At 70.5% G+C, this 25,912-nt stretch carries 32 protein-coding genes; 15 read left to right on the forward strand and 17 right to left on the reverse strand.

Features of this window, described 5'->3' with window-relative positions; genetic code table 11:
• The first annotated feature begins 560 nt into the window (after positions 1–560).
• From ACFWW9_RS33370 to ACFWW9_RS33400, 7 genes are all read left to right on the forward strand, one after another.
• On the forward strand, positions 561–1,262 hold the full coding sequence (locus ACFWW9_RS33370) for a hypothetical protein (RefSeq protein ID WP_390386122.1): 702 nt from the start codon (positions 561–563) through the stop codon (positions 1,260–1,262).
• Positions 1,263–1,303: 41 nt separating this feature from the next.
• Positions 1,304–2,089 (forward strand): SDR family NAD(P)-dependent oxidoreductase, encoded by a 786-nt coding sequence (locus ACFWW9_RS33375; protein ID WP_390386123.1) that lies wholly within the window; start codon positions 1,304–1,306, stop codon positions 2,087–2,089.
• Positions 2,090–2,139: 50 nt separating this feature from the next.
• Positions 2,140–2,694 carry an orotate phosphoribosyltransferase gene (gene pyrE, locus ACFWW9_RS33380; protein WP_390386158.1) on the forward strand — a complete coding sequence of 185 codons (555 nt, stop codon included), beginning with the start codon at positions 2,140–2,142 and terminating at the stop codon, positions 2,692–2,694.
• A complete protein-coding gene (locus ACFWW9_RS33385) occupies positions 2,694–3,383 on the forward strand; it encodes a hypothetical protein (protein WP_390386124.1) in 690 nt (229 codons plus the stop codon). Before pyrE ends, ACFWW9_RS33385 begins: the two co-directional genes overlap by 1 nt.
• Before the next feature lie 63 nt (positions 3,384–3,446).
• Complete coding sequence (locus ACFWW9_RS33390) at positions 3,447–3,833, forward strand: DUF2784 domain-containing protein (RefSeq protein ID WP_390386125.1); 387 nt, start codon at positions 3,447–3,449, stop codon at positions 3,831–3,833.
• On the forward strand, positions 3,793–4,530 hold the full coding sequence (locus ACFWW9_RS33395) for a TrmH family RNA methyltransferase (RefSeq protein ID WP_390386126.1): 738 nt from the start codon (positions 3,793–3,795) through the stop codon (positions 4,528–4,530). The genes ACFWW9_RS33390 and ACFWW9_RS33395 overlap by 41 nt, the downstream gene beginning before the upstream one ends.
• A 56-nt stretch (positions 4,531–4,586) precedes the next feature.
• Entirely contained in the window at positions 4,587–5,723 is a 1,137-nt protein-coding gene (locus ACFWW9_RS33400) for a glycoside hydrolase family 76 protein (protein ID WP_390386127.1), read from the forward strand.
• On the opposite strand, the gene ACFWW9_RS33405 is transcribed toward ACFWW9_RS33400, so the two are convergent.
• The 4 genes from ACFWW9_RS33405 to ACFWW9_RS33420 form a co-directional block, all read right to left on the reverse strand.
• Positions 5,720–6,808 carry an SDR family oxidoreductase gene (locus tag ACFWW9_RS33405; protein ID WP_390386128.1) on the reverse strand — a complete coding sequence of 363 codons (1,089 nt, stop codon included), beginning with the start codon at positions 6,806–6,808 and terminating at the stop codon, positions 5,720–5,722. The two genes, ACFWW9_RS33400 and ACFWW9_RS33405, sit on opposite strands and share 4 nt — an antisense overlap.
• Entirely contained in the window at positions 6,805–7,890 is a 1,086-nt protein-coding gene (locus ACFWW9_RS33410) for a cytochrome P450 (protein WP_390386129.1), read from the reverse strand. The genes ACFWW9_RS33405 and ACFWW9_RS33410 overlap by 4 nt, the downstream gene beginning before the upstream one ends.
• Before the next feature lie 176 nt (positions 7,891–8,066).
• Positions 8,067–8,726: a hypothetical protein gene (locus tag ACFWW9_RS33415; protein WP_390386130.1), complete on the reverse strand. Its 660-nt coding sequence runs from the start codon at positions 8,724–8,726 to the stop codon at positions 8,067–8,069.
• A gap of 228 nt (positions 8,727–8,954) precedes the next feature.
• On the reverse strand, positions 8,955–9,932 hold the full coding sequence (locus tag ACFWW9_RS33420; protein ID WP_390386131.1) for a LacI family DNA-binding transcriptional regulator: 978 nt from the start codon (positions 9,930–9,932) through the stop codon (positions 8,955–8,957).
• A gap of 83 nt (positions 9,933–10,015) precedes the next feature.
• Between ACFWW9_RS33420 and ACFWW9_RS33425 the strand changes: the two genes are divergently transcribed.
• Together ACFWW9_RS33425 and ACFWW9_RS33430 are read left to right on the forward strand one after the other, a co-directional pair.
• Positions 10,016–10,867, forward strand: coding sequence for a PfkB family carbohydrate kinase (locus ACFWW9_RS33425; RefSeq protein ID WP_390386159.1), 852 nt, complete (start codon positions 10,016–10,018; stop codon positions 10,865–10,867).
• On the forward strand, positions 10,849–11,484 hold the full coding sequence (locus ACFWW9_RS33430; protein ID WP_390386132.1) for a nucleoside/nucleotide kinase family protein: 636 nt from the start codon (positions 10,849–10,851) through the stop codon (positions 11,482–11,484). The genes ACFWW9_RS33425 and ACFWW9_RS33430 overlap by 19 nt, the downstream gene beginning before the upstream one ends.
• On the opposite strand, the gene ACFWW9_RS33435 is transcribed toward ACFWW9_RS33430, so the two are convergent.
• Together ACFWW9_RS33435 and ACFWW9_RS33440 are read right to left on the reverse strand one after the other, a co-directional pair.
• Positions 11,468–12,145, reverse strand: a complete 678-nt coding sequence (locus ACFWW9_RS33435; protein ID WP_390386133.1) for a DedA family protein — start codon at positions 12,143–12,145, stop codon at positions 11,468–11,470. The two genes, ACFWW9_RS33430 and ACFWW9_RS33435, sit on opposite strands and share 17 nt — an antisense overlap.
• A gap of 47 nt (positions 12,146–12,192) precedes the next feature.
• Positions 12,193–12,465: a hypothetical protein gene (locus ACFWW9_RS33440; protein ID WP_390386134.1), complete on the reverse strand. Its 273-nt coding sequence runs from the start codon at positions 12,463–12,465 to the stop codon at positions 12,193–12,195.
• 73 nt (positions 12,466–12,538) lie between these two features.
• On the opposite strand from ACFWW9_RS33440, the gene ACFWW9_RS33445 reads away from it, so the two are divergent.
• The gene (locus ACFWW9_RS33445; RefSeq protein WP_390386135.1) at positions 12,539–13,384 is read left to right on the forward strand and encodes a helix-turn-helix domain-containing protein; all 846 of its coding nucleotides are present in this window, start codon (positions 12,539–12,541) and stop codon (positions 13,382–13,384) included.
• Positions 13,385–13,394: 10 nt separating this feature from the next.
• Positions 13,395–13,556 carry a DUF397 domain-containing protein gene (locus ACFWW9_RS33450; RefSeq protein ID WP_390386136.1) on the forward strand — a complete coding sequence of 54 codons (162 nt, stop codon included), beginning with the start codon at positions 13,395–13,397 and terminating at the stop codon, positions 13,554–13,556.
• Here the strand turns inward: ACFWW9_RS33450 and ACFWW9_RS33455 are convergent.
• Positions 13,539–15,179: an MDR family MFS transporter gene (locus ACFWW9_RS33455; protein WP_390386137.1), complete on the reverse strand. Its 1,641-nt coding sequence runs from the start codon at positions 15,177–15,179 to the stop codon at positions 13,539–13,541. The two genes, ACFWW9_RS33450 and ACFWW9_RS33455, sit on opposite strands and share 18 nt — an antisense overlap.
• 126 nt (positions 15,180–15,305) lie before the next feature.
• Here ACFWW9_RS33455 and ACFWW9_RS33460 point away from each other — a divergent pair, with 126 nt between their 5' ends.
• Entirely contained in the window at positions 15,306–16,715 is a 1,410-nt protein-coding gene (locus ACFWW9_RS33460; protein WP_390386138.1) for an FAD-binding oxidoreductase, read from the forward strand.
• A 51-nt stretch (positions 16,716–16,766) separates the two neighbouring features.
• On the opposite strand, the gene ACFWW9_RS33465 is transcribed toward ACFWW9_RS33460, so the two are convergent.
• From ACFWW9_RS33465 to ACFWW9_RS33480, 4 genes are read right to left on the reverse strand one after another with little or no spacing between them, the layout of a single operon-like run.
• Positions 16,767–17,528, reverse strand: coding sequence for a DedA family protein (locus tag ACFWW9_RS33465; RefSeq protein ID WP_390386139.1), 762 nt, complete (start codon positions 17,526–17,528; stop codon positions 16,767–16,769).
• A 38-nt stretch (positions 17,529–17,566) separates the two neighbouring features.
• Positions 17,567–17,761: a hypothetical protein gene (locus ACFWW9_RS33470; RefSeq protein WP_390386140.1), complete on the reverse strand. Its 195-nt coding sequence runs from the start codon at positions 17,759–17,761 to the stop codon at positions 17,567–17,569.
• Between the two features lie 27 nt (positions 17,762–17,788).
• Positions 17,789–18,946: an N-acetylglucosamine-6-phosphate deacetylase gene (gene nagA / locus ACFWW9_RS33475; RefSeq protein ID WP_390386141.1), complete on the reverse strand. Its 1,158-nt coding sequence runs from the start codon at positions 18,944–18,946 to the stop codon at positions 17,789–17,791.
• Positions 18,943–19,875 carry an ROK family protein gene (locus tag ACFWW9_RS33480; RefSeq protein WP_390386142.1) on the reverse strand — a complete coding sequence of 311 codons (933 nt, stop codon included), beginning with the start codon at positions 19,873–19,875 and terminating at the stop codon, positions 18,943–18,945. The genes nagA and ACFWW9_RS33480 overlap by 4 nt, the downstream gene beginning before the upstream one ends.
• An 81-nt stretch (positions 19,876–19,956) precedes the next feature.
• Between ACFWW9_RS33480 and ACFWW9_RS33485 the strand changes: the two genes are divergently transcribed.
• A complete protein-coding gene (locus ACFWW9_RS33485; RefSeq protein WP_390386143.1) occupies positions 19,957–20,721 on the forward strand; it encodes a DeoR/GlpR family DNA-binding transcription regulator in 765 nt (254 codons plus the stop codon).
• On the opposite strand, the gene ACFWW9_RS33490 is transcribed toward ACFWW9_RS33485, so the two are convergent.
• Positions 20,718–21,296 carry a SigE family RNA polymerase sigma factor gene (locus ACFWW9_RS33490; protein WP_390386144.1) on the reverse strand — a complete coding sequence of 193 codons (579 nt, stop codon included), beginning with the start codon at positions 21,294–21,296 and terminating at the stop codon, positions 20,718–20,720. The two genes, ACFWW9_RS33485 and ACFWW9_RS33490, sit on opposite strands and share 4 nt — an antisense overlap.
• A gap of 66 nt (positions 21,297–21,362) precedes the next feature.
• Between ACFWW9_RS33490 and ACFWW9_RS33495 the strand changes: the two genes are divergently transcribed.
• On the forward strand, positions 21,363–21,641 hold the full coding sequence (locus ACFWW9_RS33495; protein ID WP_390386145.1) for a YciI family protein: 279 nt from the start codon (positions 21,363–21,365) through the stop codon (positions 21,639–21,641).
• 36 nt (positions 21,642–21,677) lie between these two features.
• Here the strand turns inward: ACFWW9_RS33495 and ACFWW9_RS33500 are convergent, their stop codons facing one another.
• The 5 genes from ACFWW9_RS33500 to ACFWW9_RS33520 all read right to left on the reverse strand — a co-directional run bounded on the left by ACFWW9_RS33500 (position 21,678) and on the right by ACFWW9_RS33520 (position 24,929).
• Positions 21,678–22,067 (reverse strand): hypothetical protein, encoded by a 390-nt coding sequence (locus tag ACFWW9_RS33500; protein WP_390386146.1) that lies wholly within the window; start codon positions 22,065–22,067, stop codon positions 21,678–21,680.
• Positions 22,054–22,575 (reverse strand): SigE family RNA polymerase sigma factor, encoded by a 522-nt coding sequence (locus tag ACFWW9_RS33505; protein ID WP_390386160.1) that lies wholly within the window; start codon positions 22,573–22,575, stop codon positions 22,054–22,056. Before ACFWW9_RS33505 ends, ACFWW9_RS33500 begins: the two co-directional genes overlap by 14 nt.
• A 43-nt stretch (positions 22,576–22,618) precedes the next feature.
• A complete protein-coding gene (locus ACFWW9_RS33510; RefSeq protein WP_390386147.1) occupies positions 22,619–22,975 on the reverse strand; it encodes a hypothetical protein in 357 nt (118 codons plus the stop codon).
• A 102-nt stretch (positions 22,976–23,077) separates the two neighbouring features.
• Positions 23,078–23,950, reverse strand: coding sequence for a short-chain dehydrogenase/reductase (locus ACFWW9_RS33515; RefSeq protein ID WP_390386148.1), 873 nt, complete (start codon positions 23,948–23,950; stop codon positions 23,078–23,080).
• 67 nt (positions 23,951–24,017) lie between these two features.
• Positions 24,018–24,929 carry an aldo/keto reductase gene (locus tag ACFWW9_RS33520; RefSeq protein ID WP_390386149.1) on the reverse strand — a complete coding sequence of 304 codons (912 nt, stop codon included), beginning with the start codon at positions 24,927–24,929 and terminating at the stop codon, positions 24,018–24,020.
• A gap of 100 nt (positions 24,930–25,029) precedes the next feature.
• Here ACFWW9_RS33520 and ACFWW9_RS33525 point away from each other — a divergent pair, with 100 nt between their 5' ends.
• Positions 25,030–25,857, forward strand: coding sequence for an LLM class F420-dependent oxidoreductase (locus ACFWW9_RS33525; RefSeq protein WP_390386150.1), 828 nt, complete (start codon positions 25,030–25,032; stop codon positions 25,855–25,857).
• Positions 25,858–25,912 lie beyond the last annotated feature (55 nt).

Raw genomic sequence — 25,912 nt, forward strand, 5'->3', positions numbered from 1 at the left:
TGGTTTGGCGAACCCCGATTGCGCCAATTATCCCACCCCTTTTCGCTTTGTCAAGGCTGGAAAGACGCCTTGACAAAGCGAAAAGGGGTGGGGGCGCAAAAACAATCGGGGGCCGGCCGGGGTGGGGGTTAAAAGAACCTGCCGGCGCGGTGCGGTTTGGTCTCGGTGCGAGTGCCGGCCGGGGGCCGGAAGATTTTAAGTCCAGTTCCGAACGGTGCGGGTGCCGGCCGGGGGCCGGAAGAGGGAGAGGGAGCAGTTCCGATCGGTGCGGGTAGCGGTTGGGGCGGGTTGGTTACGGGGCTTGGTTTGGGCCGGGGGCCTGGTGGCTCGGCCTGTGTCGTGGGTGGCGGTGGCTGTCGGCTGATCACGTTGTGGCTGTGGCTACCGGGAGAAAGCTGTGTGGTGATCTCCCTGGGCTGTCTGACCTGGGCACAGGTGGGTGGTGGGGGCAGGGTCAAACCGGGGGGACACCCCCGTGCGAGGTAACGGGTTGATCTGTTCGTGCGAACCATGGCGCTGGTGATCTTCGTAATGCCCACCGGGACCGCTACCCTCGTGCTGTGGGAATACCTGCCTGGGTCTGGTTCACCGTCTGCGCGGTGGCGGGAGTTGCCGGCTTTGCGCTGCTCGCGACCGACCGGGCGCAGCGCACCGCGCGCAACCGGGAACGGCGCAGGTGGGCCGCGTTGCGTGGATGGCAGTTCGAGGAGACCGACCACGTGCTGCCCACGCGGTGGGAGAGCGGGGCCATCGCCTACTACGGCACGGGGATCGCTCGGGACGTTGTCGCCGGGTCCACGTTCACCGCTGATGGGCGTCGGCAGGTCTACGTGTTGGACCACGAGACGAACGGCAAGGTCAACTCGGTCCTGGTCGGTGTTCGGTGCCGGCGGCCGTTGTCCGTGGTCATCGAGTTGTGGCTGCCGAGCGTGCCGTTCCAGCGGGACCAGATGCCGGACCTGTTGGGGCCTGTTGGGTCGCGGTACGCGTTTGTCACCGAGTTGGCTGCGGCGCGCAAGCTGATCACGCCTGACCTGGTCGACGCCGCCGAGGAGATCGGTGCTGACGTGACCGTGGTCTGGTTCGAGGGTGACTGGGTGATGGCGGCCGCGCCGCCGAACTCCAGCCCGGCCCGGCTGGAGCGGTTGTTGCGTGACGTGGGTGAGCTGGCCGATGTCGTCGATCCGTTCGACGCCGAGCAGGACGACGAGAGCGGTGGCGAGGTCTACCGGCCGTCGTTCGGGCGCAAGCCCGCTAGCTGACTGTTCGCTACTTGTCGGTAGGACCCGCTAGCGTCGGGGCCATGCCTACCGCCATGGTGACCGGGGCCACCGCCGGTATCGGAGCCGCGTTCGCCCGCCGTCTTGCCGCCGAAGGTCACGACCTCGTGCTGGTCGCCCGTACTACGTCCCGGCTCGACGAGTTGGCCAAGCAGTTGAGTGGTCGGCACGGGGTCGCGGTCGAGGTGTTGGCCGCTGATCTCTCCGACGCTGGTGAACGGGCCGTGGTCGAGCGGCGGCTCGCTGATCCGGCCACGCCGGTCGATCTGCTGGTCAACAACGCCGGGTTCGCGAGTTCCGGTGAGTTCCTGACCATGGACGTCGAACGCTTGCAGGCGCAACTCGACGTGAACGTGACGAGTGTCCTGCGGCTCACCAGGGCGGTGCTGCCCGGCATGGTCGAACGCGGTCGTGGTGCGGTGGTGAACGTGTCCAGCGTGGCGAGTTTCCTGCCGGGGCGTGGGTCGACCTACAGTGCCGAGAAGTCGTACGTGACGTTGTTCTCCGAGGGCATCTCGATGTCGCTTGAGGCGACCGGCACGCCGGTGCGGGTCATGGCGCTGGCGCCGGGGTTCGTCCGCACCGAGTTCCACGAGCGCGCGTCGATCGACATGTCGTCCACGCCGGACTTCCTGTGGCTGGACGCGGATCGGCTGGTGCACGACTGCCTCGCGGACCTGCGGGCGGGCAAGGCGCTGTCGATCCCCGGCGCGCAGTACAAGGCGATCGTGTCCGTGAGCAAGCTGATCCCCAGGGCGTTGCTGCGCAAGGCCGCCTCGCGGTTCGCCGGTGGTCGAGGCCGGACCTGATCGCGCCGCTCCCGTCCCGTGTGCAAAGGTGTCGACCTGTGCGAACCGAAGTGGTCCTTGACGCCGGTGCCAAAGCAGAGCTGGCCCGGTTGGTGAGTGAGTTGGCCGTCGTGCACGGCAAGGTGACCCTGTCCTCGGGGCGTGAGGCGGACTACTACATCGACCTGCGGCGGGCGACGCTGCACCACGCGGCCGCCCCGCTGATCGGGAAGCTGCTGCGGCAGCTCACCTCCGACTGGGACTACGTGGCCGCGGGTGGGCTCACGCTCGGCGCGGACCCGGTGGCGACCGCGATGATGCACGCCGCGGCGGCCGCCGGTGACGTGCTGGACGCGTTCGTCGTCCGCAAGGAGGCCAAGAAGCACGGCATGCAGCGCCGGATCGAGGGCATCGAGGTCACCGGGCAGCGCGTGCTCGCCGTGGAGGACACGACCACGACCGGCAACAGCCCGCTGACCGCCGTCGAGGCGCTGCGCGAGGCCGGGGCGACCGTCGTCGGCGTCGCGACCGTCGTGGACCGCGGCACCGGGGCGAAGGAGATCATCGAGGCCCAGGGGCTGTCCTACCGGTACCTCCTGGACCTGGCCGACCTCGGTCTGGGCTGATGACGGCGCTGGTCCTCCTCCTCGTGGTCCTGGCCATCCTCGGGGCCGGGGTCGCCGTCGGGCTGTCCCGGCGCAAGCGCAACCCGTTCACCAACCCCCAGTTCGTGTCGGAGTGGGAACAGCGGATGCGCGCGGTCGAGGCGAGCCTCGGCTGGCGGTTCGTGGCGGAGGACCAGGGCTTCCAGGAACGCGTGCCGCACGTCGGCCGCATGCTGGAAGCCGACCGCAGCCGGGTGAAGTTCCAGCTCGTCGGCCAGTGGCGCGGGGTGCCCGTGCTCGCCGTCGAGGTCGTGTTCCGCACGGACAACGTGGTGACGCACGAGTTCCGCACGTACTCCGCGGTCGTCGTCCCCCGGCCGATGCCCGGCCCGTGGGTGCTGATCAGCCCGCGCGAGGACAGCGTGTGGGGGCTCTTCGAGCAGTTCACGCTCACCGGCGACCCGGTGTTCGACCAGCGCTACGAGGTGCGCAGGCAGAACCCGGCGTTCGCCCCCGCCCTGCTCGGCTCCGGCCTGGCGCAGGCGATCCTGCACGACCCGCGCGCGGCGGGGGTGGCGATCGCGTTCGACGAGTCCGCGCTCGCCGCCGTCGTGCCGGGGCCTCTGGTCCAAGCGCCGCTGGGACATCTGGCGGACCTGTTGCTCGATCTGGGTGGTCGCGTTCCGTGGTTGACGCTCCCGCGCGGGTGAACCGCGCGTTTATCGCGCGCGCTGGGTGGAACCCCCGTTCTACATTGGAACGGGGAGGTGGACGTGGTCTCTCAAGCGCTGGCAGAGTTGATCATGGTCGTGCACTTCGCCGTCCTGGTGTTCCTCATCACGGGCGGCTTTCTGGCTTGGCACTGGCGCGGGTTGATCTACCCGCACCTGGCGATGGCGACCTGGGGAATCCTGGTCGTGGCGTTCCCGCTCAACTGCCCGCTCACGGCCGGGGAGAACTTCTTCCGGGCCCGTGCGGGGCAGCCGGAACTGGTGGACGGGTTCATCGACCACTACATCGACGGCGTGCTCTACCCGCAGTCGGCCGCACCCGTGGTGCAGCTGCTGGTGGGCGTCGTCGTGCTGGGGTCGTGGACCGGCTACTACCTGAGGTGGCGCGGTGAGCGCCACGCCGATTCGCGGCACGTCGGAGTCCACTGAGGTTCTGCTGGAGGGCTTCCACGCGGTCAAGCACGCGCTGCGCTTCGGCGCGCCCGTGGAACCGCTGCTCGCGGTGAGCACCGCCGCGCTGCTCGACTTGGCGTCCTCGCACGCCCACGACCTGCTCGACCGCTTCCAGGGCGTGCGGGAGGTGACGTCGGCCGAGTTCGCGAAGCTCGTCGGCCGCACCCATCCGACCGGGGTGGCCGGGTTCGCCCCGCGGCCCGCCGTGGACGTGGCTGGCCTCATCGCGGATCGCGCGACTCCGTTGGTGCTGCTGGACAACCCGCGCAACCTCGGCAACTTCGGCGCGGTCATCCGGGTCGCCGCCGGGCTGGGAGCGGGGGGCGTGCTGTCGATCGGCGACGTCGACCCGTGGCACCCGAACGTCCTGCGCGGCAGCGCGGGCCTGCACTTCGCCGTGCCGGTCGGGAAGCTCGACGACCTGGAGGGCGTCCAGGGCCCGGTCTTCGCGCTGGACGCGGACGGCGACGACATCGCGGACGTCCGGATCCCGTCGAACGCCGTCCTCGCGTTCGGCTCGGAGCGGCACGGGCTGTCCGAGGCGATGCGGAAGCGCGCGGACCACCTGGTGTCGCTGCCGATGCGGCCGCTGGTGTCGAGTTACAACCTGACGACGTCAGTGGCCATGGCGCTCTACCACTGGGACCTGGACCAGCGCCGGATCGCCCCGTGACCTGATTCGGCGTGTTCCAGCGCGCGTCCGGGCCGGTCACGGGTCACGATGGCGTCGTGACGGTCGAGAGGTCCACCCCGAAGCTGTTGGCGGCGCGCGCGGGAGTAGCCGAACGGGCCGTCCAGTCGCGGCACCTGCGGCGGGTCTGGGGCGTGCCGGGGACGCTGCTGGGCGTCGCCGCGTGGCCGATGGACTGGCGCGGGCACCTGCACCTCCGGTTCAACTACTGGTGGCAGGCGCACCTGCTGGACTGCGTGGTCGACGCCCAGCTGCGGTCGCCGAACGAGGCCCGGCGCAAGGTCGTGCAACGGCTGGTGCGCGGGGTGCGGGTGCGCAACCTGGTCGGCTGGACGAACGACTTCTACGACGACGTGGCGTGGCTCGGCCTCGCGCTGCTGCGCGCGGCCGAGCACGTCGACGTGGAGCGGCCGTCGGCGGTGTCGGCCATCGCGGCCCGGTTGCGCGACGGGTGGACCGACCACGGTGGCGGTGGCATCTGGTGGAAGCGCAACGACGACTTCAAGAACGTCCCCGCCAACGGGCCGACGGCGATCTTCTTCGCCCGACTGGCACGGGCGGGTGGCGACCGGGCCGACCTCGTCCGCGCCAAGTCCATTGTGGACTGGATGGAGGCGACGCTCGTCGACCCCGATTCCGGGCTGGCGTGGGACGGCCTGCACGTCCACCCGAACGGCGAGATCCGCGAGTTCGAGAAGAACGTCTACACCTACTGCCAAGGGGTTCTGCTCGGCGCGAACCTGGAGGTGGCGCTGGACGCGCCCGCGCAGGTCTCGCTGGACCGGGTCGAACGGCTGGTGCGCGCGGTCGACAAGGAGTTGGCGGTCGACGGCGTGCTGCGCGGCCACGGCGGCGGTGACGGCGGCCTGTTCGGCGGCATCCTGCTGCGCTACCTCGCGCAGGCGGCCGTCGCGCTGCCGAAGCTCGACCCGAGCCGCGGGGCCGTGGCGGAGATCGCCGCGGACCTCGTGTTCTCGTCGGCGGAAGCGGTGTGGAACAACAGGACCGTCGCGGTGAGCGGCCCGCTGTTCGGTCCGGAGTGGACGACGCCCGCGGTCGCCCCGGCGCGGCGGCGTACGCCGGAGAGCGACCTGTCCGTCCAGCTCGGCGGGTGGATGGCGCTGGAGGCCGCGGCGTCGCTGGAGCGCCACGACTTCACGCCGACCCGCCGCTAGCGGGCCTGCGCCGCGCTGTACCAGTCGAGGTAGTTCGCCAGTTCGACGAGGTCGAACCGCCACGACCGCAGCGCGGGCTCACCGATGGCGTCGACCAGGTTCGCCTGGTCGAACCGCTTGTGCCCGGTCATGTACGAGCCGTAGAACTCGATCTTGCGGTCGAACTCCCGCTCGAGCTGGGTGAACCCGTCGACGTCGTCGGTGTGCACCGGCCGGGCCAGGCCGGCCTTCTCGAACATCAGCGCCAGCCCCGGCCCGACCCGCATCGGGTCCGGGTGGGTCAGGTGGAACACGGCGGCCGTCGACGAGGACTGGCTGACGCTCACCGCGTCCGCCACGACCAGGTCGACCGGCACCAGGTTGACCCGCGCGGGCTCCTCCACCCGCACGCGCATCGGCGTAGCCAGGTCCTCGGCCGAGCCCAGCGCCCCCAGCGCGCGGCGGAACTGCGAGAGCCGCCGCTGGATCCCGTACAGCCCGGACTGCCCGCCGCACAGCGCGTACGTCCGGCTGTGGCCGATCACCACGCTCGGCCGGAACGTCCGGGTGGCGAACGCCGTCGCCTCCGCGACCAGGCGCTCGCCCCCGATCTTGCTGTCCTCGTAGCGGTTGTTCGTCGCCACGCCGTCCATCCGGACCTCGGCGATCTCGCCGTCCGTCCGGCCCGCCACGTACGCGGTGCTGATGTGGTTGAACGTCGTCACGCCCGCCGCGGCGGCCAGGTCCAGCGCGTGCCGGGTGCCCTCGACGTTGGTGTCCCGCAACGCCTCCCAGTGCCGGTCCTCGTACCGGAGGTCGGCCGCGCTGTGCCAGAACTCCGTCACGCCGTGGAGGTCCTCCACGCCGAGGCGCGGTTTGCCGAGGTCCGCCGCGACGACGGTGCAGCGCTTGTCGATCTCCAGCCCGAACGCGCCGTACTCGTGGGCGGCCTTCGCCAGCGCCGTGCGCAGCTTCTCGTCCGGCCCGGTCTTGCGACCGGGCCGGACCAGGCACACGACCTCGTCGTCGGTGCGCGCCAGCAGTTCCAGCACCAGCGCCGCCCCGACCAGCCCGGTCGCCCCCGTGACGACGTGCTTGCCGGTCACGACGCCCTCGCGGTGAAGTACGCGGGCATCCGGCCGATCGCGTTGATGAAGTTGCCCGCCACGTACCGGGGCTCGCCGATCCGCAGGTCCGGCAGCTGCCGGTAGATCTCGGTCAGCAGGTGCCTCAGCTCGATCCGCGCGAGGTGCGCGCCGAGGCAGAAGTGCGGCCCGCCGCCGCCGAACGAGATGTGCCGGTTCGGCGTGCGGGTGATGTCGAAGGTCCACGGGTCGGGGAAGACCCGGTCATCGCGGTTGGCCGACGAGAAGAAGAGCACGACGTGCTCCCCGGCCTCGATGGTCTGCCCACCCAGTTCGGTGCGCTCCACGGCGGTGCGGCGGAAGGTCATGATCGGCGTGGACCAGCGCAGGATCTCCTCGATCGCGCCCGGCAGGTGCGCGCCGAAGTCGTCCAGCAGCAGGGCGCGCTGGTCGGGGAAGCGGTCGAGGGCGTGCACGCCGTGGCTGATGGCGTGCCGGGTGGTCTCGTTGCCCGCGATGAACAGCAGGATGAAGAACGCGCGGATCTCGTCGTCGGTGAGCTTCTCGCCGTCGACCTCGGCCTCGATGAGGGCGCTCATCAGGTCGTCGGTGGGGTGCTCGCGCTTCTCGTCGATCAGGTCGAGCGACATGGCCGTGAACGCCACCACGCCGTCGCGGAGGGCCTGTGCGGGGTCGCAGCCGCCGAACTCCGGGTCCTTGCAGCCGATCATGGCGTTGGCGTGCACCAGCGCGCGGTCCCGTTCGTCCTCGGGCAGCCCGAGGATCTCGCAGATGGTCCAGATCGGCAGCCGCTCGGCGATGGCGGACACGAAGTCGACCTCGCCGAGGTGCGCCACGGACGCGACCACGTCGTGGGCGGCGCGCTGGATGGCGGCGTCCATGCGGGCCATCTGGCGCGGGGTGAAGGTGGTGACGATCAGCTTGCGCAGGCGGGAGTGCTTGGCGCCGTCCATGGCGATGATCGACTGGGTGGCCTCGGCCAGCGCGGGCGGCAGCATCTCCAGCGTGACGCCGCCGAAGTAGGCGGAGGACGAGAAGGTACGAGGATTGCGGCTGACCTCCGAAACGTCGTCATGATTCACGATCGCCCAATAACCCTGGGTCTTCACCGACGGGATAACAGGGTTTTCAATGGCTTCCTGCCACGACACCGGATGATTCCGTCTCAATTCGGCGAATCGCAAATCCCGACCTTCGGGCGACAAGGCCCAGAATGCCTCGGACGAGAGGTCTACCGAAACGCGGTTTTCGACAGTTGTCATGATGTCGCCAGTTCGTCGACGACTTGGCCGCGGAGCACCGACTCCAGTTCGACCAGCGCCCTCGCGACCGTGGACCCGTCGAGCACCCGGTGGTCGTAGGTGAGCCGCACGTCGAGCGTTCCGTCGTCCTCGAACTGGCCGTAGTTCAACGTCGTGGTCAACGGCGAGAGCTGGTGCAGGCTGGCCCCGCCCTGCGACGCCGTGGTGCTCGCGGCGAACGTGCCGAGGAAGTACGCGCGCAGCGGACCGCGGGCCTGCACGGCCAGCCACCACACCAGCCTGCGGACCACGAACGGCTTCGAGCTGAGCTTCAGGATGCGCCGGTAGCTGCGCAAACTCTCCAGCGGGGCGGTCTTGTACCGGTGCACGATGGCGTCGATCTCGCGCAGCGACAGCGTCTCCGGGCGCGGGATGCGGGTGAAGAACACCGCGTCCTCGCCCTCGTAGCTGCGCTCGACGCTGAACGACGCGGCCGTCTCCGGGTGCTCGTAGAGGTGCGCCCTCGGGAACGAGAAGTACGCCCGCCGCAGCTCCGGGTGCCGGTCGCACACCACGGCGTAGGACTTGATGAAGATCGCGCACCAGCTGATCCGGTGCTCCGCGGCGGCGCGGGCGGCGACCACGTCGCCCAGTCGCATTCGCCGCTGCATCGGCACGCTGGGAACCTTGCGCGAATGGTGCAGGAGATCGCGCATGAACTGTCGGGGCGGAGAAAGCCGCAGCGTTCGTCCGCGTCGAACGGGAACGTCCGGTGTTGTGCTCGGAAGCTCCCCCGATTGCCGGGTTATCGGTGTCCTTGTGAGCATGCGTCCGACGATAGGTACGAAACGGACGCGCTCCGAGAACACCCGGGCGAATAGGGGTTGATGTAAATCATATTGCGCTCAGTGACAGCCGCAGGACTGTCGGTGCTTGAACGTGGGTGCGAGCCGGATTGTTTCCGGCTGCCGGTCCGGGTCGGTGATCCGCGCGAGCAGCAGCCGGACGGCCGTGCGGCCGATCTCCTCGATCGGCTGGGCCATCGTCGTGAGCGGCGGGTCGACCAGTTCGGACCACTCGACCTCGTCGTACGACACGATCGCCAGGTCCTGGCCGATCTTGAGCCCACGGGCCCTGACCTCGTGCAACACGTCTCTCAGGACCATGTGGTCGCCCGCGACGACCGCCGTCGGCGGGGACTCGAGGTCCAGCAGCGGCCCGAGCGTGCCGTCGGACGAGACCAGCTCCTCGTCCCACTGGAGACCGGAGCGGCCGAGCCCCAGCCGGTAGCCGAGCACGCGCTCGTCGGTCGTCGCCAGACCGATCTGCCCGGTGACCATCCCGATCCGCCGGTGCCCCAGCTCGGCCAGGTGCCGCGCGAGCTGCGACGTGGACTGGACGTTCTCCGGTCCGACCTGGTCCATGTCCTGGCTCATCGTCAACCGGTCCACGAGGACGGTCGGGATGCCGAGGCGGCGGAGCTCGGGCAGCACCGCCCCGCCCGCGCCGGCCGACGGCGTCAGCAGCAGGCCGTCCACCCGGCGGCCGCGCAGCATCCGCACGGCGGCCTGCTCGGACTCGGCGGTGTCGCGCGTGTCGATGAGGACGAGCGAGTAGCCCGCGGTCGTGGCCTCGTTCTCGATCGCGGCGATCAGCTCCGCGAAGTACGGGTGGGACACCAGCGACACGGCCAGCCCCAACGACTTCGTGCCACCCGTCACGAGGGAGCGCGCGATGGCGTCGCCGGTGTAGCCGGTCTCCTCGATCGCCTTGAGGACCCGTTCCCTGGTGTCCGGGGCGACGGATCTGGTCTCGTTGATGACGTGTGAGACCGTGGTGATGGAGACCCCGGCGAGGGTCGCGACCTCCCGCATGGTGATCATGTGGACTAGCCCCGTTCCGCTGGGCGACGAACCTTGTGCGCAATCGCTTGCGACCGCACCCTACCTGCTAGGAGGTGTTCGCACTGGTTGCGGTCTTGTGTGTCGGCCTGACGACGGTGGACGTCATCCAGCAGGTGGCTGAATTCCCCACTCCGGGTGACAAGGTGCAGTCGCTGGGTGTTCATCTGGCCACGGGAGGGCCCGCCGCCAACGCCGCCGCGACCGTGGCCGCGCTCGGCCACCGGGCCGTCCTGCTGACCGCCGTCGGCGGCGACGCGTTCGGCTCGTTCGCCGCCGCGGGCCTCGCCGAGCGCGGTGTCGAGTTCCACGACTTCGCGCCCGACTCCCGGATCTCGCTCAGCATGGTGGCCGTCCGCGAGCGCGACGGCGAGCGCACGGTGATCTCCCGCAACGCCGCCGAAGTCGACCTCCAGGCCACTGTGGACGCCGTAACGCCGTTTGTATTCCAGGCGGACGTGCTTTTGCTCGACGGGCACCTCGGCCAGTTGGCCCTAGCTGCGGCGATTGTCGCGAAAGATGCCGGTTTGCCGGTGGTGCTCGACGCCGGTAGCTGGAAACCTGTGCTTGAAGACCTGCTGCCGCTGGTGGACGTCGCCGCGTGCTCGTCGGCTTTCGGGCCGACCGAGGACGAGCTGCACGCCCGCGGGGTGCCGCTGGTGATCCGGACGAACGGTGCGAACCCAGTCACGTGGTCGTGTGACGGGGAGTTCCACGAGCGGCCGGTACCGGCGGTCGAGGTGCGCGACACCAACGGCGCGGGGGACGTGTGGCACGGTGCCCTAACCGTCGCGCTCGCCCGGCACGACCCGATCGCCGACGCGGTCGGGTGGGCGAACGCGGTCGCGGCGGTCAGGGTGCGCAACACCGCGCAGGATTGGCTTGAGGAGTTGGCAAGGTGGCAGGACAGCAGGTGAAGTTCGACGAGCTGCTCGACCGCGCTCGTGGGCTCGTGGACACCGGTGAGCGCAGGCTGCTCGGCATCGGCGGCGCACCTGGCTCGGGCAAGTCCACGCTCGCGCGCAGGCTCGTCGACGCGCTGGGCGCCGACGCGGCCCTCGTGGAGATGGACGGCTTCCACCTCGCCCAGCGCGAGCTGCTGCGGCTGCGCATCAGCGAGCGCAAGGGCGCCCCGGACACGTTCGACGTCGCCGGCTACGTGGACCTGCTCGCCCGGTTGAAGGCCGCCGGTCCGGACACGATCTACGCGCCCGAGTTCCGCCGCGAGATCGAGGAGCCCATCGCCTGCGCGGTGCCGATCAGCCCGGACGTGCCGCTCATCGTGACCGAGGGCAACTACCTGCTGCTGAACTACGACAAGTGGAAGCGCGTCCGGATCGTCCTGGACGAGGCGTGGTTCCTGTTCATCGACGACGACCTGAGGGTGCAGCGGTTGATAGACCGCCACCTGAGGTTCGGCCGCACGCTCGCGGAGGCCGAGGAGCGGGTGCTGCACGGCACCGACCACGTCAACGCGCTGATGGTGAACTCGTCCAAGGCCGGGGCCGACCTGCTGATCACCGACGTGACGTGAAGTCCGCCTCGGCTTCCTCGTCGATCGGCTTCTGCATCTCCTGCCGGTAGCGCCACAGGCCGTAGGCCGTGCCGAGCACGAAGAACGCGATGCTGACCACGACGGCCGCCGTCTCCAGCCACGGCAACGACGTCAGCAGGCCCGCGCCGTAGTACCCGGCGAGCACGAGCGTCGGCACCCACGCGAGCGCGCCGATCGTCGTCGCCAGCAGGAACCGCTTGGTGTCCATCCGGGCCGCGCCCGCGACCATCGGCGCGAGCGTCCGCACCCACGGGATCCAGCGGGCCAGCACGATCGCCCAGAACCCGCGCCGGTCGAGGAACTCCCGCGCCTTCTCCAGGTTCGCCCGGTTGAGTATCCGGCCGCCCTTGCGGGCCAGCAGGTGCGTACCCGTGGTCCGCCCGATGTAGTAGCCCACCAGGTTGCCGACCAGCGCGACGACCATCGCCGCCCCGGACAGCGCCCACGCGTTCCACGCGCCGCTCTGCTGCGCGATGATGACGCCCGCGGCGAACAGCAGCGAGTCACCGGGCAGGAACAGCCCGAAGATGAACGCGCACTCGGCGAACAGGAAGCCCAGCGTGATCAGCCACACCGCCACCGGACCAGCGGTGTCGAGCGGACCGAACGCGAGCGTGATGGTCGAACCGGACGGAACCACGCCATTCAGCCTACGTCGAGGGGCGGTGTCCGCAGGGCGACCTTGACTCAACCGGTAGCGGAAACCTTTGCGTCGTAACGGATCGCACACACAGGGTCACCGTCCGGTGGCGCACCGATTCGCCGCACGACGACCAGCCACTCACCAGGAGCCGCCCCTTTGCGCTCCAGGAATTCCTGCGCACACCCGGCCGTGTACAGAATTCGCCAGTCGGGTCCGGAGTTGATGTACCACCCGTGATCGGACACCACTTCCGTGTACTTCACGGGTTCATTCCGCCGGGCGTACTCGATCACGTGCAGGTAGTCGTCCTGGGTCATTGCCCGAAGGATCCGGATGGCGGGGACGAAGTGACGACGTCACATTGTCGGTGTCACCTGGGATGCTGTCGGAGTGGGTGCCGACGACAGTCCGGCTTATCAGCGCCGCAGCCTCGGGCGGAGGCTGCGGGTATTGCGGACGGCTGCTCGCCTGACGTTCGAAGAGGCTTACGAGCGGCTGGAGATGTCGGACACCACGCTGAACCGGATCGAGAGGGGAACAACGGGAGTAGGTGTACACACGGTCAAAAGCATGCTGGACCTCTACGGGGTCGGAGCGCAAGAGTGGGAACCGATCCTGGCCCTGGTCAGGGAGGCCAACCGCAAGGGCTGGTGGACCAGCTTCGGCCTGACCAACAGGTCCTACCCGGCCATGGAGACCGCCGCCTCGGTGGTCTGGGACTTCTCGCTGGCCTACCTGCCGGGGCTGCTGCAAACCGAGGACTACATGACCGCGGTGTTCCGCACCTGGATCGCGCCGAGAACTGAGCGGCAATTCCGGGACCAGGTGTCAATCAGGCAGATCCGGCAGCGGCGATTGAGCAGCCCGGGCGACACCTTGGAATTGGTGGCGATCATCGACGAGGGCGCTTTGCGCCGCCTTGTCGGCGGGCTGGAGGTCATGCGCGGCCAACTGGGCTACCTGCTCGAAATGGCCGATCTGGATTCGGTCACCATCCACGTCCTGCCCACCGGGCTCGGCGCGCACGTCGGGCTGCTGGGCCCCTTTTGCGTGCTCCAGTTCGCGGATCCTGGCGAGCCCGATGTGGCCTACTTCGAGAACATCTCCGCCTCGACCTTTGTGAAGCGGAATGCGGATGTCGACCGGTGTAGGCTCGTCGTCCAGAGCCTGAGGTCTTCGGCGCTCGATCCCCGGCGTTCGAAGGCGCTGATCAGGCGGATCTTGGATGAGCTGTAGGAGGACCGCCGTGTGGCGCAAGAGCACCTACAGCGGTGCCAATGACAACGGCAACTGCGTCGAGGTGGCCTTCACCGAGCAGGTGGGGGTTCGGGACTCCAAGAATCCCGAACCGACCCTCACCTTCTCCGCTGAGCGCTTCCGCGAGTTCCTGTCACACGTGCGGGACTGAGTCCACCGGGTCCTTCGTGGTGGTCCTGAGCGGGATCTCCTTGATGAACAGGGTGGTCACGAAGGCCACGATCATCACGAACGCGCCGGTCAGGAACACCGCGTCGATGGAGGACGCGAAGCCCTCCAGGAACGGCCTGGCCAGCCTCGGGTCGACCGTCTGGAGGAACGACGAGTCCTGGAGGACGCCGCCGTTGCCGCCGCCCTTGAGGGCGTCCAGCACCGGCTTGTTGACCGGGTTGTTCAACACCGCCGGGTCCTTCAGCGCCGCCTGGAACTCCGGGGTGGGCACGATCCTGGTGAAGGCGTCCTTGATGTTGTCCGGCACCGTGCTGAACAGCACCGACAGGAACACCGCGACGCCGACCGTGCCGCCCATCTGCCGGAAGAACGTGGCCGACGCGGTCGCCACGCCCAGGTCGCGCATCGGGACGGCGTTCTGGGCGGCGATCGTGAGGGTCTGCATGCAGTTGCCGAGGCCGAAGCCGAAGATCGTCATGAAGATGGTCGGCTGCCAGATCGACGAGTCGACGTCGACCATCGTGAACAGGAACATCGCGAGCACCATCAGCGCGGTGCCGATGATCGGGAAGATCTTGTAGCGGCCCGTCCTCGACGTGATCTGGCCCGACACGATCGAGCCGACCATGATGCCCAGCGTCATCGGGATCATCAGCAACCCCGCCTCGGTGGGCGTGTGGCCCTTCACGATCTGGAGGTACTGCGGGATCATCGAGATGCCGCCGAACATGCCGATGCCGACGATGAACCCGGCGATGATGATCATCGCGAAGGTCGGGGCGCTGAACAGCTTGAGCGGGATCAGGGCCTCGTCGCCCATCCTCGACTCGATCCACACGAACAGCACCACGCCGACCACGCCGATCAGGTAGCAGCTGATCGACCCGATCGAGCCCCAACCCCACTCGCGGCCCTGCTCGGCGACGATCAGCAGCGGCACGATGCCCACGGTCAGGAACACCGCGCCCCAGTAGTCGATCCGGTGGTCGTGCGCCTCGTGCGGGAGCCGCAGCACGCGGAACACCACGGCCAGCGCGATGATGCCGATCGGCACGTTCACCAGGAACACCCAGCGCCAGCCCGTGACGCCGAGGATGGTGTCCTGACCGGCGAGGAAGCCGCCGATGACCGGGCCGAGGACGCTCGACGTGCCGAACACCGCCAGGAAGTAGCCCTGGTACTTGGCCCGCTCGCGCGGCGGCATCATGTCGGCGATGATCGTGAACGCCAGCGACATCAGGCCACCCGCGCCGAGGCCCTGGAGCGCGCGGAACGCCGCCAGCTCGTACATCGAGGTGGAGAACGTGCAGAGCAGCGACCCGACCACGAAGATCGAGATCGCGGCGAGGTAGAACGGCCGCCTGCCGTAGATGTCCGACAGCTTCCCGTAGATCGGCGTCGAGATGGTCGACGTGATCAGGTACGCCGTCGTGGCCCACGCCTGGAGGCTGAGGCCCTGGAGGTCGTCGGCGATCGTCCGGATGGACGTGCCGACGATCGTCTGATCGAGTGCCGCCAGGAACATGCCGATCATCAAGCCGCTCAGCACGGCCAGGATCTGCCGGTGGGTGAGCTGGGCGTTCCCAGCCTCCGCGTTGACCATCCGTCGAGTCTGCGCCAATCCTCCGGATGCCGCCGCACGGTTTTGCCGCCAACGGGTGACATGTGTGCCCGGATGTCGCAAACGCCCTGGTTCCGGTGTGACGAAGACCCGACTAGCGTGCCAAGCATGGCCCTGGTCGAAGAACTCCGCGCGGCGTTGGGTCCGAACGCCGTCCTGACCGACACCGACGTCACCGCCGCCTACCAGCGCGACATGATGCCGCTGGCCCCGTTCGGCACCCCGCTCGCCGTGGTCCTGCCGACGACCACCGAAGAGGTCCAGGCGGTCGTGCGCGCGTGCGCCGCCGCGAAGGTGCCGATCGTGCCGCGCGGCGCGGGCAGCGGGCTGTCCGGAGCGGCCAACGCGGTCGACGGGTGCGTGGTGCTCGTGACCACGAAGATGAACGCGATCCTGGAGATCGACGCGGACAACCGGCTGGCCGTCGTCGAACCGGGCGTGATCAACCTCGACCTGCGCGGAGCCGTGGAGAAGAACGGGCTGTTCTACCCGCCGGACCCGTCCAGCTACGACTGGTGCACGATCGGCGGCAACCTGTCCACGAACGCCGGCGGCCTGTGCTGCGTGAAGTACGGCGTCACGACGGACTCGGTCCTGGGCCTGGAGGTCGTGCTCGCCGACGGCGAGCTGCTGAAGACCGGCCGCCGGACCGTGAAGGGCGTGGCGGGCTACGACCTGACCAAGCTGTTCATCGGCAGCGAGGGCACGCTCGGCGTGATCACCAAGGCCACCCTGGCACTCCGCCCGCTGCCGCAGGCGCCGGTGACGCTGGTGGCGGCGTTCACCAGCACGGAGGCCGCGGGCGCGGCGGTCAGCGCCGTGGTGCGCGAGGGCCTGGTGCCGTCGTTGATGGAGATCATGGACCGCACGTCCATCGAGGCCGTCGAGCTGTACCTGAAGACCGAACTCGGCGCGGGCCCCGGCTGCGCGGCGCTGCTGATCTGCCAGTCCGACGCGGGCGTCGAGGTCGGCATGCGCGAACTCGCCGTGATCGAACAGCTCTGCACGAACGCGGGCGCGGAACTCGTCTACGCCACCGAGGACGTCTCCGAGGGCCGCGACCTGCTCACCGCCCGCCGCGCCGTCCTCACCGCGCTGGAGGTCTACGGCGCGTGGCTCACCGACGACGTGTGCGTCCCCCGCACCAGGATCGCCGAGCTGATCGCGGGCTGCGAACGCGTCAGCGCCGACGTGGGCCTCCGCGTCGCCGTCGTCGGCCACGCGGGCGACGGCAACATGCACCCCACGATCGTCTACGACCCCACGTCCGAGGACGAGTTCGCCCGCGCCCGCAAGGCGTTCGACGACATCCTGTCCATCGGCCTGTCCCTCGGTGGCACGGTCACCGGCGAACACGGCATCGGCAAGATCAAGCGCGAGTGGCTCGAACGCGAGATCGGCCCCGTGGGCCTCCGCGTCCACCGCGACCTCAAACGAGCCCTCGACCCGGAAAACCTCTTCAACCCCGGCTCGATGTTCTCCGCGCACGAAGCCGCTGCCGACAACACCGCCCACTGAAAACGCCGCAAGGGAAAACCCTTGCGGCGTCAGCGGTTCAGCGCGGTGGACCTACCGGTCGCGGTAGTCGCCGCGGGGGATGACCTGGGTGGCGTCGGAAGCGCCCACGGGCGGGAACACCTGGGTGATGTCCTCGGCCTCCTGCTGGACGAGGTTCTTCTTCTCGCGCCTGGCCTTGATGAACTCGATGATGATCGGCACGACCGACACCAGGACGATCAGGATCAGCATCAGCTCGATGTTCTTGCGCACGAACTCGATCTGCCCCAGGAAGTAGCCCAGGACCGTCAGGCCCGCGGCCCACGCGACGCCGCCGATGGCCGAGTACGTGAAGTACTTCTTCGGGTCCATCCGACCGACACCGGCCATGGCGGTGATGAAGGTGCGGACGATCGGCACGAAGCGGGCCATCACGATGGCGCGGGCGCCGTACTTCTCGAAGAAGCCCTCCGTCTTCTCGACGTACTCCTTCTTGAAGATCTTGGAGTCCGGCTTGCTGAACAGCGCGGGACCGGCGCGGTGGCCGATGTAGTAGCCGACGACGTTGCCCAGCATGGCGCACACCGTCACCAGGACGCAGACCAGCCACAGCGGGTAGTCCAGCGCGCCGGTCGCGACGAACAGCCCGGCGGTGAACAGCAGCGAGTCACCCGGCAGGAAGAAGCCGACCAGCAGGCCGCATTCCGCGAAGATGATGAAGCAGACCGCGAAGAGCGCGAACCCCCCGAAGCTGCTCAGGATGTACTCGGGGTTGAGCCACTGCGGGCCGAGGGCAACCGTGGAGGTGGTGAGCGCGATGGTCACCCACAACACGGTACAGGTTTTGGAACTTGGTCATTTCCGGCACGGGTTCAGCGCACCGTGATCAAGCCCGCGACCGTGCCCGCGGCCAGTCCGAAGAGGAGTGCGAGCAGCAGCACCCACCGGACCGGCAGCGTCGGCGGGGGCGGTGGGGGTGGCTGCACGGGCTGCACCGCGTGCATCCCGGAGCTGGTGGCCTGTGCGCGCAGCGCGTTGGCCACCAGCCGCTCCTGGTCGTCGGGCATGGCTCCGACGCTAGCCCAGACCCGCGCCTAGTCCTTGACCCACGCGCCCTTGCTCATCACGTCGCTGGGTCGCAGTTCGGCGTCGAGCACGACCAGGTCGGCCGCGAGGCCCGCGCGCAGCTCGCCGGTCTGGTCGCTCAGACCGAGCAGCGCCGCGGGCCGGGTGGACGCGGCCTGGGACGCCTCCACGATGCTCAGCCCGCACGAGGTGACGGCGTTGCGGAACGCCGCGTCCATGGTCAGCGTGCTGCCCGCCAGCGAACCGCCGCCCGCGAGCGTGGGCACGCCGTCGACCACGCGGACCTCCAGGCCGCCCACGTCGTACACGCCGTCGCCGACCCCGGCCGCCGCGATGGCGTCGGTGATGAGCACCGTCCGGCCGGTGCCCGCGTGCCGCGCGGCCAGCCGCACGGCCGTGGGGTGCAGGTGCACGAGGTCGCAGATCAGCTCGACGGTCACGCGCTCGTCGTCCAGCAGCGCGCCGATCGGGCCGGGCTCGCGGTGGTGCAGCGGGCGCATCCCGTTGAACAGGTGCGTGGCCACGGTCGCGCCCGCGTCGATCGCGGGGCGGATCTGGGCCTCGGTGCCGTCGGTGTGCCCGACCGCGGCCAGGACATCGTTGTCGACCAGCAGCCGCACCGCGTCGACCGCGCCCTCCAGCTCCGGCGCGAGCGTGATCATCCGGACCGCGCCCTTGCCCGCGGCGAGCAGCTTCGTCACGGAGTCGCGGTCCGGCGGCCGCAGGATCGCCGGGTCGTGCGCGCCGCAGCGGGCGGCCGACAGGAACGGGCCCTCCAGGTGCAGGCCGGAGATCAGGCCGTCCTGGGTCAGCTCGGCGAGCTTCGCGATCTGCTCCACCATCTCCGGCACCGGCCGCGACACCAGGCTCGCGAGCAGCGTGGTCGTGCCGTGCCTGCGGTGCGCCGACGCCGCCTTGCGCACGCGGTCCGGGTCGGCGTTCGTGAACGCCTCACCGCCGCCGCCGTGGCAGTGGATGTCGACGAAACCGGGCACCAGCCACGACCCGCTCACGTCCGTCGTCGGCCCGTCCGGCGGCGTGCCCTCCCCGACGGCCAGGATCCGCCCGTCGCGGACCGCCAGCCAGCCGGACTCGAGCACGCCGTCCGGCGTGACCACCCGACCACCGGTCAAGGTCACGTCCACCGGTCCGCCCCACGTGCTCATGAACCCTCCAACTCGTCGATGGCGAGCAGCGCCGCACCGAGGCACCCGGCCTCGTCGCCGAGCGCCGCCAGCCGCAGTTCCGGTCGTCGCTGGAAGGTGATCAACCCGTCCAGCTTCTTGCCCAGCGGCGCGGTGAGCAGGTCCCCGGACAGCGCGAGACCGCCGCCCAGCACCACCGCTTCTGGCCCGAGCACACCCGCCAGCACCACGATCCCCCTGGCGAGGGCGTCGATCGCCTCGTCCCACACGGCCGCGGCGTCGGGGTCGCCCGCGCGCACCATCGCGGCCACCTCGGCCGCGCCGCCGACCGGGATGCCGGTCCGCTCGGTGAAGCGGCGGGCGATGCCGCCGGACGACGCGCGCACCTCGACGCAGCCGATCTGCCCGCAGCCGCAGGGGTCGTCGTGGCCGCCGTCGACGTGGCCGACCTCGCCCGCGTACCCGTCGCCGCCGTAGATCCGGCCGTCGAGGACCAGCGCGCCCGCGATGCCCGTGCCGATGGGCATGATCACCCCGTGGCGCAGGCCGCGCGCCGAGCCCATCCGGCACTCCGCGAGACCGCCCGCTCGCACGTCGTGTCCGAACGCGACGGTCAGCCCGGTGCGCTCGGCGATCCGGTCGCGGAACGGGAAGTCCTTCCAGCCCAGGTTGGTCGAGTACACCCCGACTCCCGTCCGCTCGTCGACCACGCCGGGCACGACGACGCCGACGGCGTCCACCCCGTGCTCGGCGGTGGCCCGGAACCCGTCGACGACGTCGACCACCAGGTCCACCACCGCCTCCGCGGTCGAGGGGCCGTCCACGCCCTTGGGCGTGGTCCGGCGCTGTTGTCCCACCGCGACCACGCGCTCCGGCGTGCCCGCCACCAGCGCTGCTTTGGTCTCGGTTCCGCCGACGTCGACGGCCACCACGTGTCTCGTGCGTGCCACGAGGGTCGATACTGCGGCATGCACCGCCCATTGGTCTATACCAAGCACCGGAATGGGTCCGGTCGCGGAATCATGTGGCCGGTGAACCGGTACGAACGGCTGACGGCACTGCTGGAGCTGCTGGCCGCCCGCGGCCGCCTCGGCACCGACGAGGTGGCGGTCGAACTGGGCGTCTCCGCGGCCACGATCCGCCGCGACCTCGACCACCTCGCCGAGCAGCAGCTCCTCAGCCGCACCCACGGCGGGGCGGTCGCGCAGGCGGTGTCCTACGACCTGCCCATGCGCTACAAGACCTCCCGCAGGGCCGACGAGAAGCAGCGCATCGGTCGTGCCGCGGCGGCGTTGGCCGGGCCGGGCTCGGTCGTCGGGCTGACCGGCGGCACGACCGTCACGGAAGTCGCGAGAGGACTCGCGACCAGGAGCGACCTCGACCTCACGGTCGTGACGAACGCGCTGAACATCGCGGGCGAACTCGTCGTCCGGCCGCGGGTGAAGCTGGTCGTCACCGGCGGCGTGGCGCGCCCGCAGTCCTACCAGCTGATCGGCCCGCTGGCCGCCAGGATCGCCGACGAGCTGTTCCTCGACCTGGCGTTCCTCGGCGTCGACGGCCTCGACCCCGTCCTCGGCGCGACCGCCCGCCACGAGGGCGAGGCGGAGCTGAACCGGGTGTTCGCCGCGCACGCCGACCGGGTCGTCGTGGTCGCGCACTCGTCGAAGCTCGGCAGGCGCGCGCTCGCGAAGGTCGTCGGCACCGACCAGGTGGACGTGCTCATCACCGACTCGACCGCGAGCGACCAGACCATCGCGCCCTACCTCGAACGCGGCGTGGAGGTCCAGCGCGTCTAGCGGGCCGCCATGATCTTCTGCAACGCGTCCAGCGCGCGGCTCGCCGTCGACTTCACGGTGCCCTTCGAGATGCCCGTGGCCTCGGCGATCTCCGCCTCGGACATGTCGCCGTAGTACCGCAGCACCAGCACCTCGCGCTGCCGCGGCGGCAGCTGCTGCAACGCCGCGACCACGGCCTGGTGCTCGGCGGTGAGCATCGCCAGGCTCTCGGCCGAACGCGCGTTCACCGCGTGCGGGGGTGTGTAGTCGCGGGCCGTCTTGCGACGGCGCAGCACGCTGCGCGACCCGTTGACGACCGCGGTCCGCAGGTAACCGAGAGCCGCCTGCGCGTCGCGCAGGTTGCCCCAGTTGCGGTGCAGGCCGGTGAAGGCCTCCTGCACCACGTCCTCGGCTGTCGCGGGCTCGTCGACGAGCAGCAGCGCGAGCCGGACCAGCCGCATCCGGTGCTGGCGGTAGAGGTCCTCCAGCGTCAGCGGACCGGCGGGCGCCGGAGCGACGCCGTCGGAGATGCGGAGGTTGGTCAGCGTGTCCTGCACTCGCACGACGCCGCTGTTGTTCTGCTCGGGACCGACCACGGGGAGGACGTTACCGGTCGCCGGGTAGCTTCGGCTCGGCAACACAGGTTCTCGCCGGAGGTGCGCATGGCCAAGTTCGCGGTCCAGTTCGTCTACGGACCTGATCGGGACAAGTTGGGGGAGGTCAGGCCCAAGCACCGGGAGTACCTCGACTCGTTGGTGGAGAAGGGAGTCCTGCTGCTCTCGGGTCCGTACGCGGACATGGAGGGCGCGCTTCTGGTCTTCGAGGCGGCCGACGAGGCCGAGCTGCGCGGCTACCTCGCCGCCGACCCGTACGCCGCGGCGCAGGTGCTCGCCGAGACCACCGTCCGCGAGTGGAACGCCATCAAGGGCACGTTGGCCTAGCGGCCCCGCGTGGGCGGGGACGTCTCCCCGCCCACGTCACGAGGCCGGGTCCGCCCTCGGCTCGCCCGCCGAGGCGGAGGGCGGGACGTCCGGCACCGCGACGGAAGGCGCTTCCAGCGGTGCTCCGCTCGACGGCACGCCCGCCGGTGACGCGGGGACCGGCGACGGCACCGGGACGGTCGTCGTCCGGCTGACGGTCGGGCCCGCGGGCTCCACCGGGTCCGGGGACCGCCCACCGGGCAGCAGCACGAGCGCCACCACGGCCGCGGCGACCGTGGCGAGCCCGCTGCCGACGGCGGCCGCCGTGCGCCGCCCGCGCCGGACCCGCGCACCGGCCCGGACGACGTCGGCGACGTCGAACCCCAGATCGGGGTCGTCCGCGTCGTGCACCGCGCCGAACACGTCCCTCAGGTCATCTCCCCGCACCGCGGCGCACCTCCATCCGAAGCTCGTCGAACCCCGGCCCGAGCCGCCGCCGCAGCGCGGCCAGCCCCCGGTTGCCCTGGCTCTTGACCGTGCCCACCGAGCAGCCGAGCGCCGCCGCGGTGTCCTCCAGGGTCAGGTCGTGCCAGTAGCGCAGCACCAGCACGGCGCGCTGCCGCGGCGGCACCGACCCGAGCGCCTGCCAGAGCACGATCCGCACCTCCGTGGACGGGCCGTGCTCCGGCAGTTCGGGCGGCTCCCCCACCAGCCGCTCCCGCCGCCAGCGGACCCGCCGCCGCTCGGTGATGAAGGTCCGGACCACGATCCGGCGCAGGTACGCGTCGAGCCCGTCCCGGCGGGCCACCCTCGGCCCGGCCAGGTACAGCTTGAGGAACGCCGCCTGCGCGACGTCCTCGGCCTCCGACCAGTTCCCGCACAGCAGGTACGCCGTGAAGCGCATCGGGCGGGCGAGTCGGGCGAAGTGCTCGGCGAACTCCGCGTCCCAGTTCAGGTCCGTCACCGCGTGGTGGTCTCCGGGTCTCCCTGCGGGTGGGTCAGCGCTCGGCGGCCGTGGGGGCCCAGATCACCGCGGGGCCTTCGGCGGGCGCGGCGGACGGGACGTCCTCGGCAGGCACCGCGACCGGAACGGCCTCGACCGCGGGCACCGCGACGGGAACGCCTTCCGCCGGGACCGCGGGCACCGCGCTCGGCGGCGCTTCGGCGGGCACGGCGACCGGGGACGGCGCGGCGGGCACCGCGCTGGGGGGCGTGTCCGCCCGAGGTGCTTCGGCGGGCACCGCCGCGACCGGGGCGGGGGCGTCCCCGCCCACCGCGCCCGCGATGGCCGGAACGGCGAGCCCGACACCCCCGAGCACGATCGCGCCGACCACCAGCACCAGACGTTTGCGCATGTCCCACTCCTCGCGTTTCGGCGGGCGCCACCGGCTCGGTGACGCCCTCACGCCGCTCCACGCGGTTGGCGATCCGAAATGTTGCACGGAGTTTTTCGGGGGCTAGCGGATGGCGGCCGCGCCTCCGGGCCCGACGGGCCGGGACGACTCCGCGGCCCCGCGGCGGGCGATGTCGTCGAGCATCGCCTTGTCGCCCTTGGGCACGATCCCGGCCGACCGCCGTTCCACGACGACCGGCGTGAACGCCCGCAGCAGCTTGAGCCGCGCGACCCAGCCCGGCACGTGGATCGCCCGCGAGCGCTTGCCGATGCCCTTGACCACGGCCTCGCCCACGTCGGACACGTCGTACTTCTTGCTCGCCAGGCCCGGCAGCGCCGTGCGCATCGGGCCGAACACCGGGTGCTCGTCGGCCCCGTTGACCATGTCCGTGTCGATCCAGGAGAAGTACGCGATGCCGACGTCGACGCCCAGGTGGCGGACCTCGGCGCGCAGGCAGTTCGCGAGCGCCTCGACGCCCGCCTTGGCCGCCGAGTAGGCCGCGTTGCCGGGGATCTGCACGAACGCCGCCAGCGACGACACGACCAGGCAGTAGCCGCGGCTCACGACCAGGTGCGGCAGGCACGTCCGGACGGTCCGCCACACGCCGAGCAGGTTGACCTCGACGACCCGTTCGAACGCGGTGGGGTCGATGGAGCGGACGAACCCGGCGGACGCGATGCCCGCGTTGGCGACCACGACGTCGATGCCGCCGAAGTGCTCGACCACCCCGGCCACGGCGGTCTCCAGCGCCGTCCAGTCGGTGACGTCGGCCTCCCACGCCCGGCCGCCGCACTCGGCGGCGACCTCGGCGAGCCGGTCGCCCTCCAGGCCGACCAGCGCGACCCTGGCCCCCCGCGCGGCGAGCCGCCGGGCCACGTCGGCGCCGATGCCCCTGGCCGCGCCGGTGATCAGGACAACCTTGCCGTTGACGTCCACGGTGACCTCCCGAGCAGTTCCGGAAGGCCACCGTAACGCAACTTACCGCCAGTAAGCTACTGGTGAGTTAAACGCTCGCGTCGGTGAGCCGCTGCACCTCGGCGGGCGAGAGGGTCAGGTCGAGCGCGGGCGCCAGGTCGGCCAACTGCTCGGGCGTGCGGGCGCTGGCCAGCGCGGACGGCACGTTCGGCTGCGCCGTCAGCCACGCCAGCGCCACGGCGCCGAGCGACGTGGCGTTCGCCGCGGAGATCTCGTCGAGCGCCGCCAGCACCCGCAGCCCGCGCTCGTCCAGGTACTTGGACGCCCCGGCCGCCCGCCTGCTGTCCACGTCCACGCCCGGCCGGTACTTGCCGGTCAGGAAGCCCTTCGCCAAGCCGAAGTAGGGCAGCGTGGACAGGCCGTTCTCCGCCACGACGTCCGCCACCGCGCCCTCGTAGGACGAGCGCACGACGAGGTTGTACTCCGGCTGGAGCGCGACGAACGAGGCCAGGCCCTCGCGCCGCGAGATGTCCATCGCCGCCGCCAGCCGCTCCGCGGAGAAGTTCGACGCGGCGATGTGCCGGACCTTGCCGGACCGCACCAGCTCGTCGAACGCGGCGAGCGACTCCTCGGTCGGCGTGTCCAGGTCGTCCTGGTGCGCGTAGTACAGGTCGATGTGGTCGACGCCGAGCCGCTTGAGCGAGCCCTCGGCCGCCGCCTTGATGTTGTCGGCCTTGAGGTTGTCCATCCCCTTGACCATGCCGACCTTGGTCGCGATCACGACGTCCGCGCGGTTGCCGCGCGCCGCGAGCCACCGGCCGATGATCGTCTCGGACGCGCCGCCGGTGTAGAGGTCGGCGGTGTCGACGGAGTTGCCGCCCGCCGCCGTGAACGCGTCCAGCACCGCGAACGACTGCTCCTCGTCCGCGTTCCCGCCGAAGACGTTGCCGCCGAGCGTCAGCCGGGACACGTCCAGATCGCTGTTGCCGAGTTTCGCCATGATTCGAAACTACCGCTCGGTGCCCTCGGTCACCGAGCGGACTAAATCACGTCGCCGGGGGGTTGTCGGAGACATCCGACGAGCTTCGCTGGGAGTCGAAATGGCCGTGGAACTGGGAACTTTCGGGGTGTGGAGCCGGGCGCCGCTCTGGATCAAGGAGGGGGACGCCGCCGCCGAGCTGGAGGAGCTGGGCTACGGCGCGCTGTGGCTCGGGGGTGCGCCGGGCGACCTCGACGTGGTGTCCACGATCCTCGGCACGAGCGGCAAGATCGCCGTCGCCACCGGCATCGTGAACGTGTGGTCCGAGCCCGCCGGGCAGCTGTCCGGCGCGTTCCGGAGGGTCGTCCGCGACCACCCCGGCCGGTTCCTGCTCGGCATCGGCGCGGGTCACCGGGAGTTCGTCGGCGACGAGTACGCGAAGCCGTACGAGAAGCTGGTGCGGTACCTGGACGACCTGGACGTGCCCGCCGAGGACGTGGTGCTGGCCGCGCTCGGCCCGCGCGTGCTGAAGCTGGCCGCGATCCGCACCGCCGGGGCGCACCCGTACCTCGTGACGCCCGAGCACACCGCGACCGCCCGCGAGGTCCTGGGCACGGGCAAGCTCCTCGCGCCCGAGCAGCACGTCGTGCTGGAGACCGACCCGGCCGCGGCCCGCGCCCTGGCAAGGCAGGCGCTCGCGCTCTACCTGGGGCTGCCGAACTACACCAACAACTGGCTGCGGCTTGGCTTCACCGCCGAGGACCTGGAGCACGGCGGCAGCGACCGGCTGGTGGACGGCCTGGTCGCGTGGGGCACGCCCGAGCAGGTCGCCGCGCGCCTGCGCGAGCACGTGGCGGCGGGCGCGGACCACGTCGCCGTGCAGGTCGTGGCCTCCGACGGCGGGCACCACCGGGAGGCGTACCGGGAACTGGCCGAGGTCCTGTTCTAACGGGGGGTTTCGGGCAGGTGAGCGATGGTTTCGGCCTACTCCGATCGCCAAGAGG

The organism is Umezawaea sp. NPDC059074 (genome assembly GCF_042738955.1).
GTDB lineage: Bacteria > Actinomycetota > Actinomycetes > Mycobacteriales > Pseudonocardiaceae > Umezawaea.

Bases quoted from the DNA above. Each gene is read 5' to 3' on its own strand.
- ACFWW9_RS33440 (WP_390386134.1), bottom strand. From the start codon at position 12,465: ATGACCCAGGACGACTACCTGCACGTGATCGAGTACGCCCGGCGGAAT.
- ACFWW9_RS33510 (WP_390386147.1), bottom strand. From the start codon at position 22,975: ATGCGCAAACGTCTGGTGCTGGTGGTCGGCGCGATCGTGCTCGGGGGT.
- ACFWW9_RS33385 (WP_390386124.1), top strand. From the start codon at position 2,694: ATGACGGCGCTGGTCCTCCTCCTCGTGGTCCTGGCCATCCTCGGGGCC.
- ACFWW9_RS33455 (WP_390386137.1), bottom strand. From the start codon at position 15,179: ATGGTCAACGCGGAGGCTGGGAACGCCCAGCTCACCCACCGGCAGATC.
- ACFWW9_RS33525 (WP_390386150.1), top strand. From the start codon at position 25,030: ATGGCCGTGGAACTGGGAACTTTCGGGGTGTGGAGCCGGGCGCCGCTC.
- nagA (WP_390386141.1), bottom strand. From the start codon at position 18,946: ATGAGCACGTGGGGCGGACCGGTGGACGTGACCTTGACCGGTGGTCGG.
- ACFWW9_RS33420 (WP_390386131.1), bottom strand. From the start codon at position 9,932: ATGATCACCATGCGGGAGGTCGCGACCCTCGCCGGGGTCTCCATCACC.
- ACFWW9_RS33520 (WP_390386149.1), bottom strand. From the start codon at position 24,929: ATGGCGAAACTCGGCAACAGCGATCTGGACGTGTCCCGGCTGACGCTC.
- ACFWW9_RS33460 (WP_390386138.1), top strand. From the start codon at position 15,306: ATGGCCCTGGTCGAAGAACTCCGCGCGGCGTTGGGTCCGAACGCCGTC.
- ACFWW9_RS33375 (WP_390386123.1), top strand. From the start codon at position 1,304: ATGCCTACCGCCATGGTGACCGGGGCCACCGCCGGTATCGGAGCCGCG.
- ACFWW9_RS33470 (WP_390386140.1), bottom strand. From the start codon at position 17,761: ATGCCCGACGACCAGGAGCGGCTGGTGGCCAACGCGCTGCGCGCACAG.
- ACFWW9_RS33495 (WP_390386145.1), top strand. From the start codon at position 21,363: ATGGCCAAGTTCGCGGTCCAGTTCGTCTACGGACCTGATCGGGACAAG.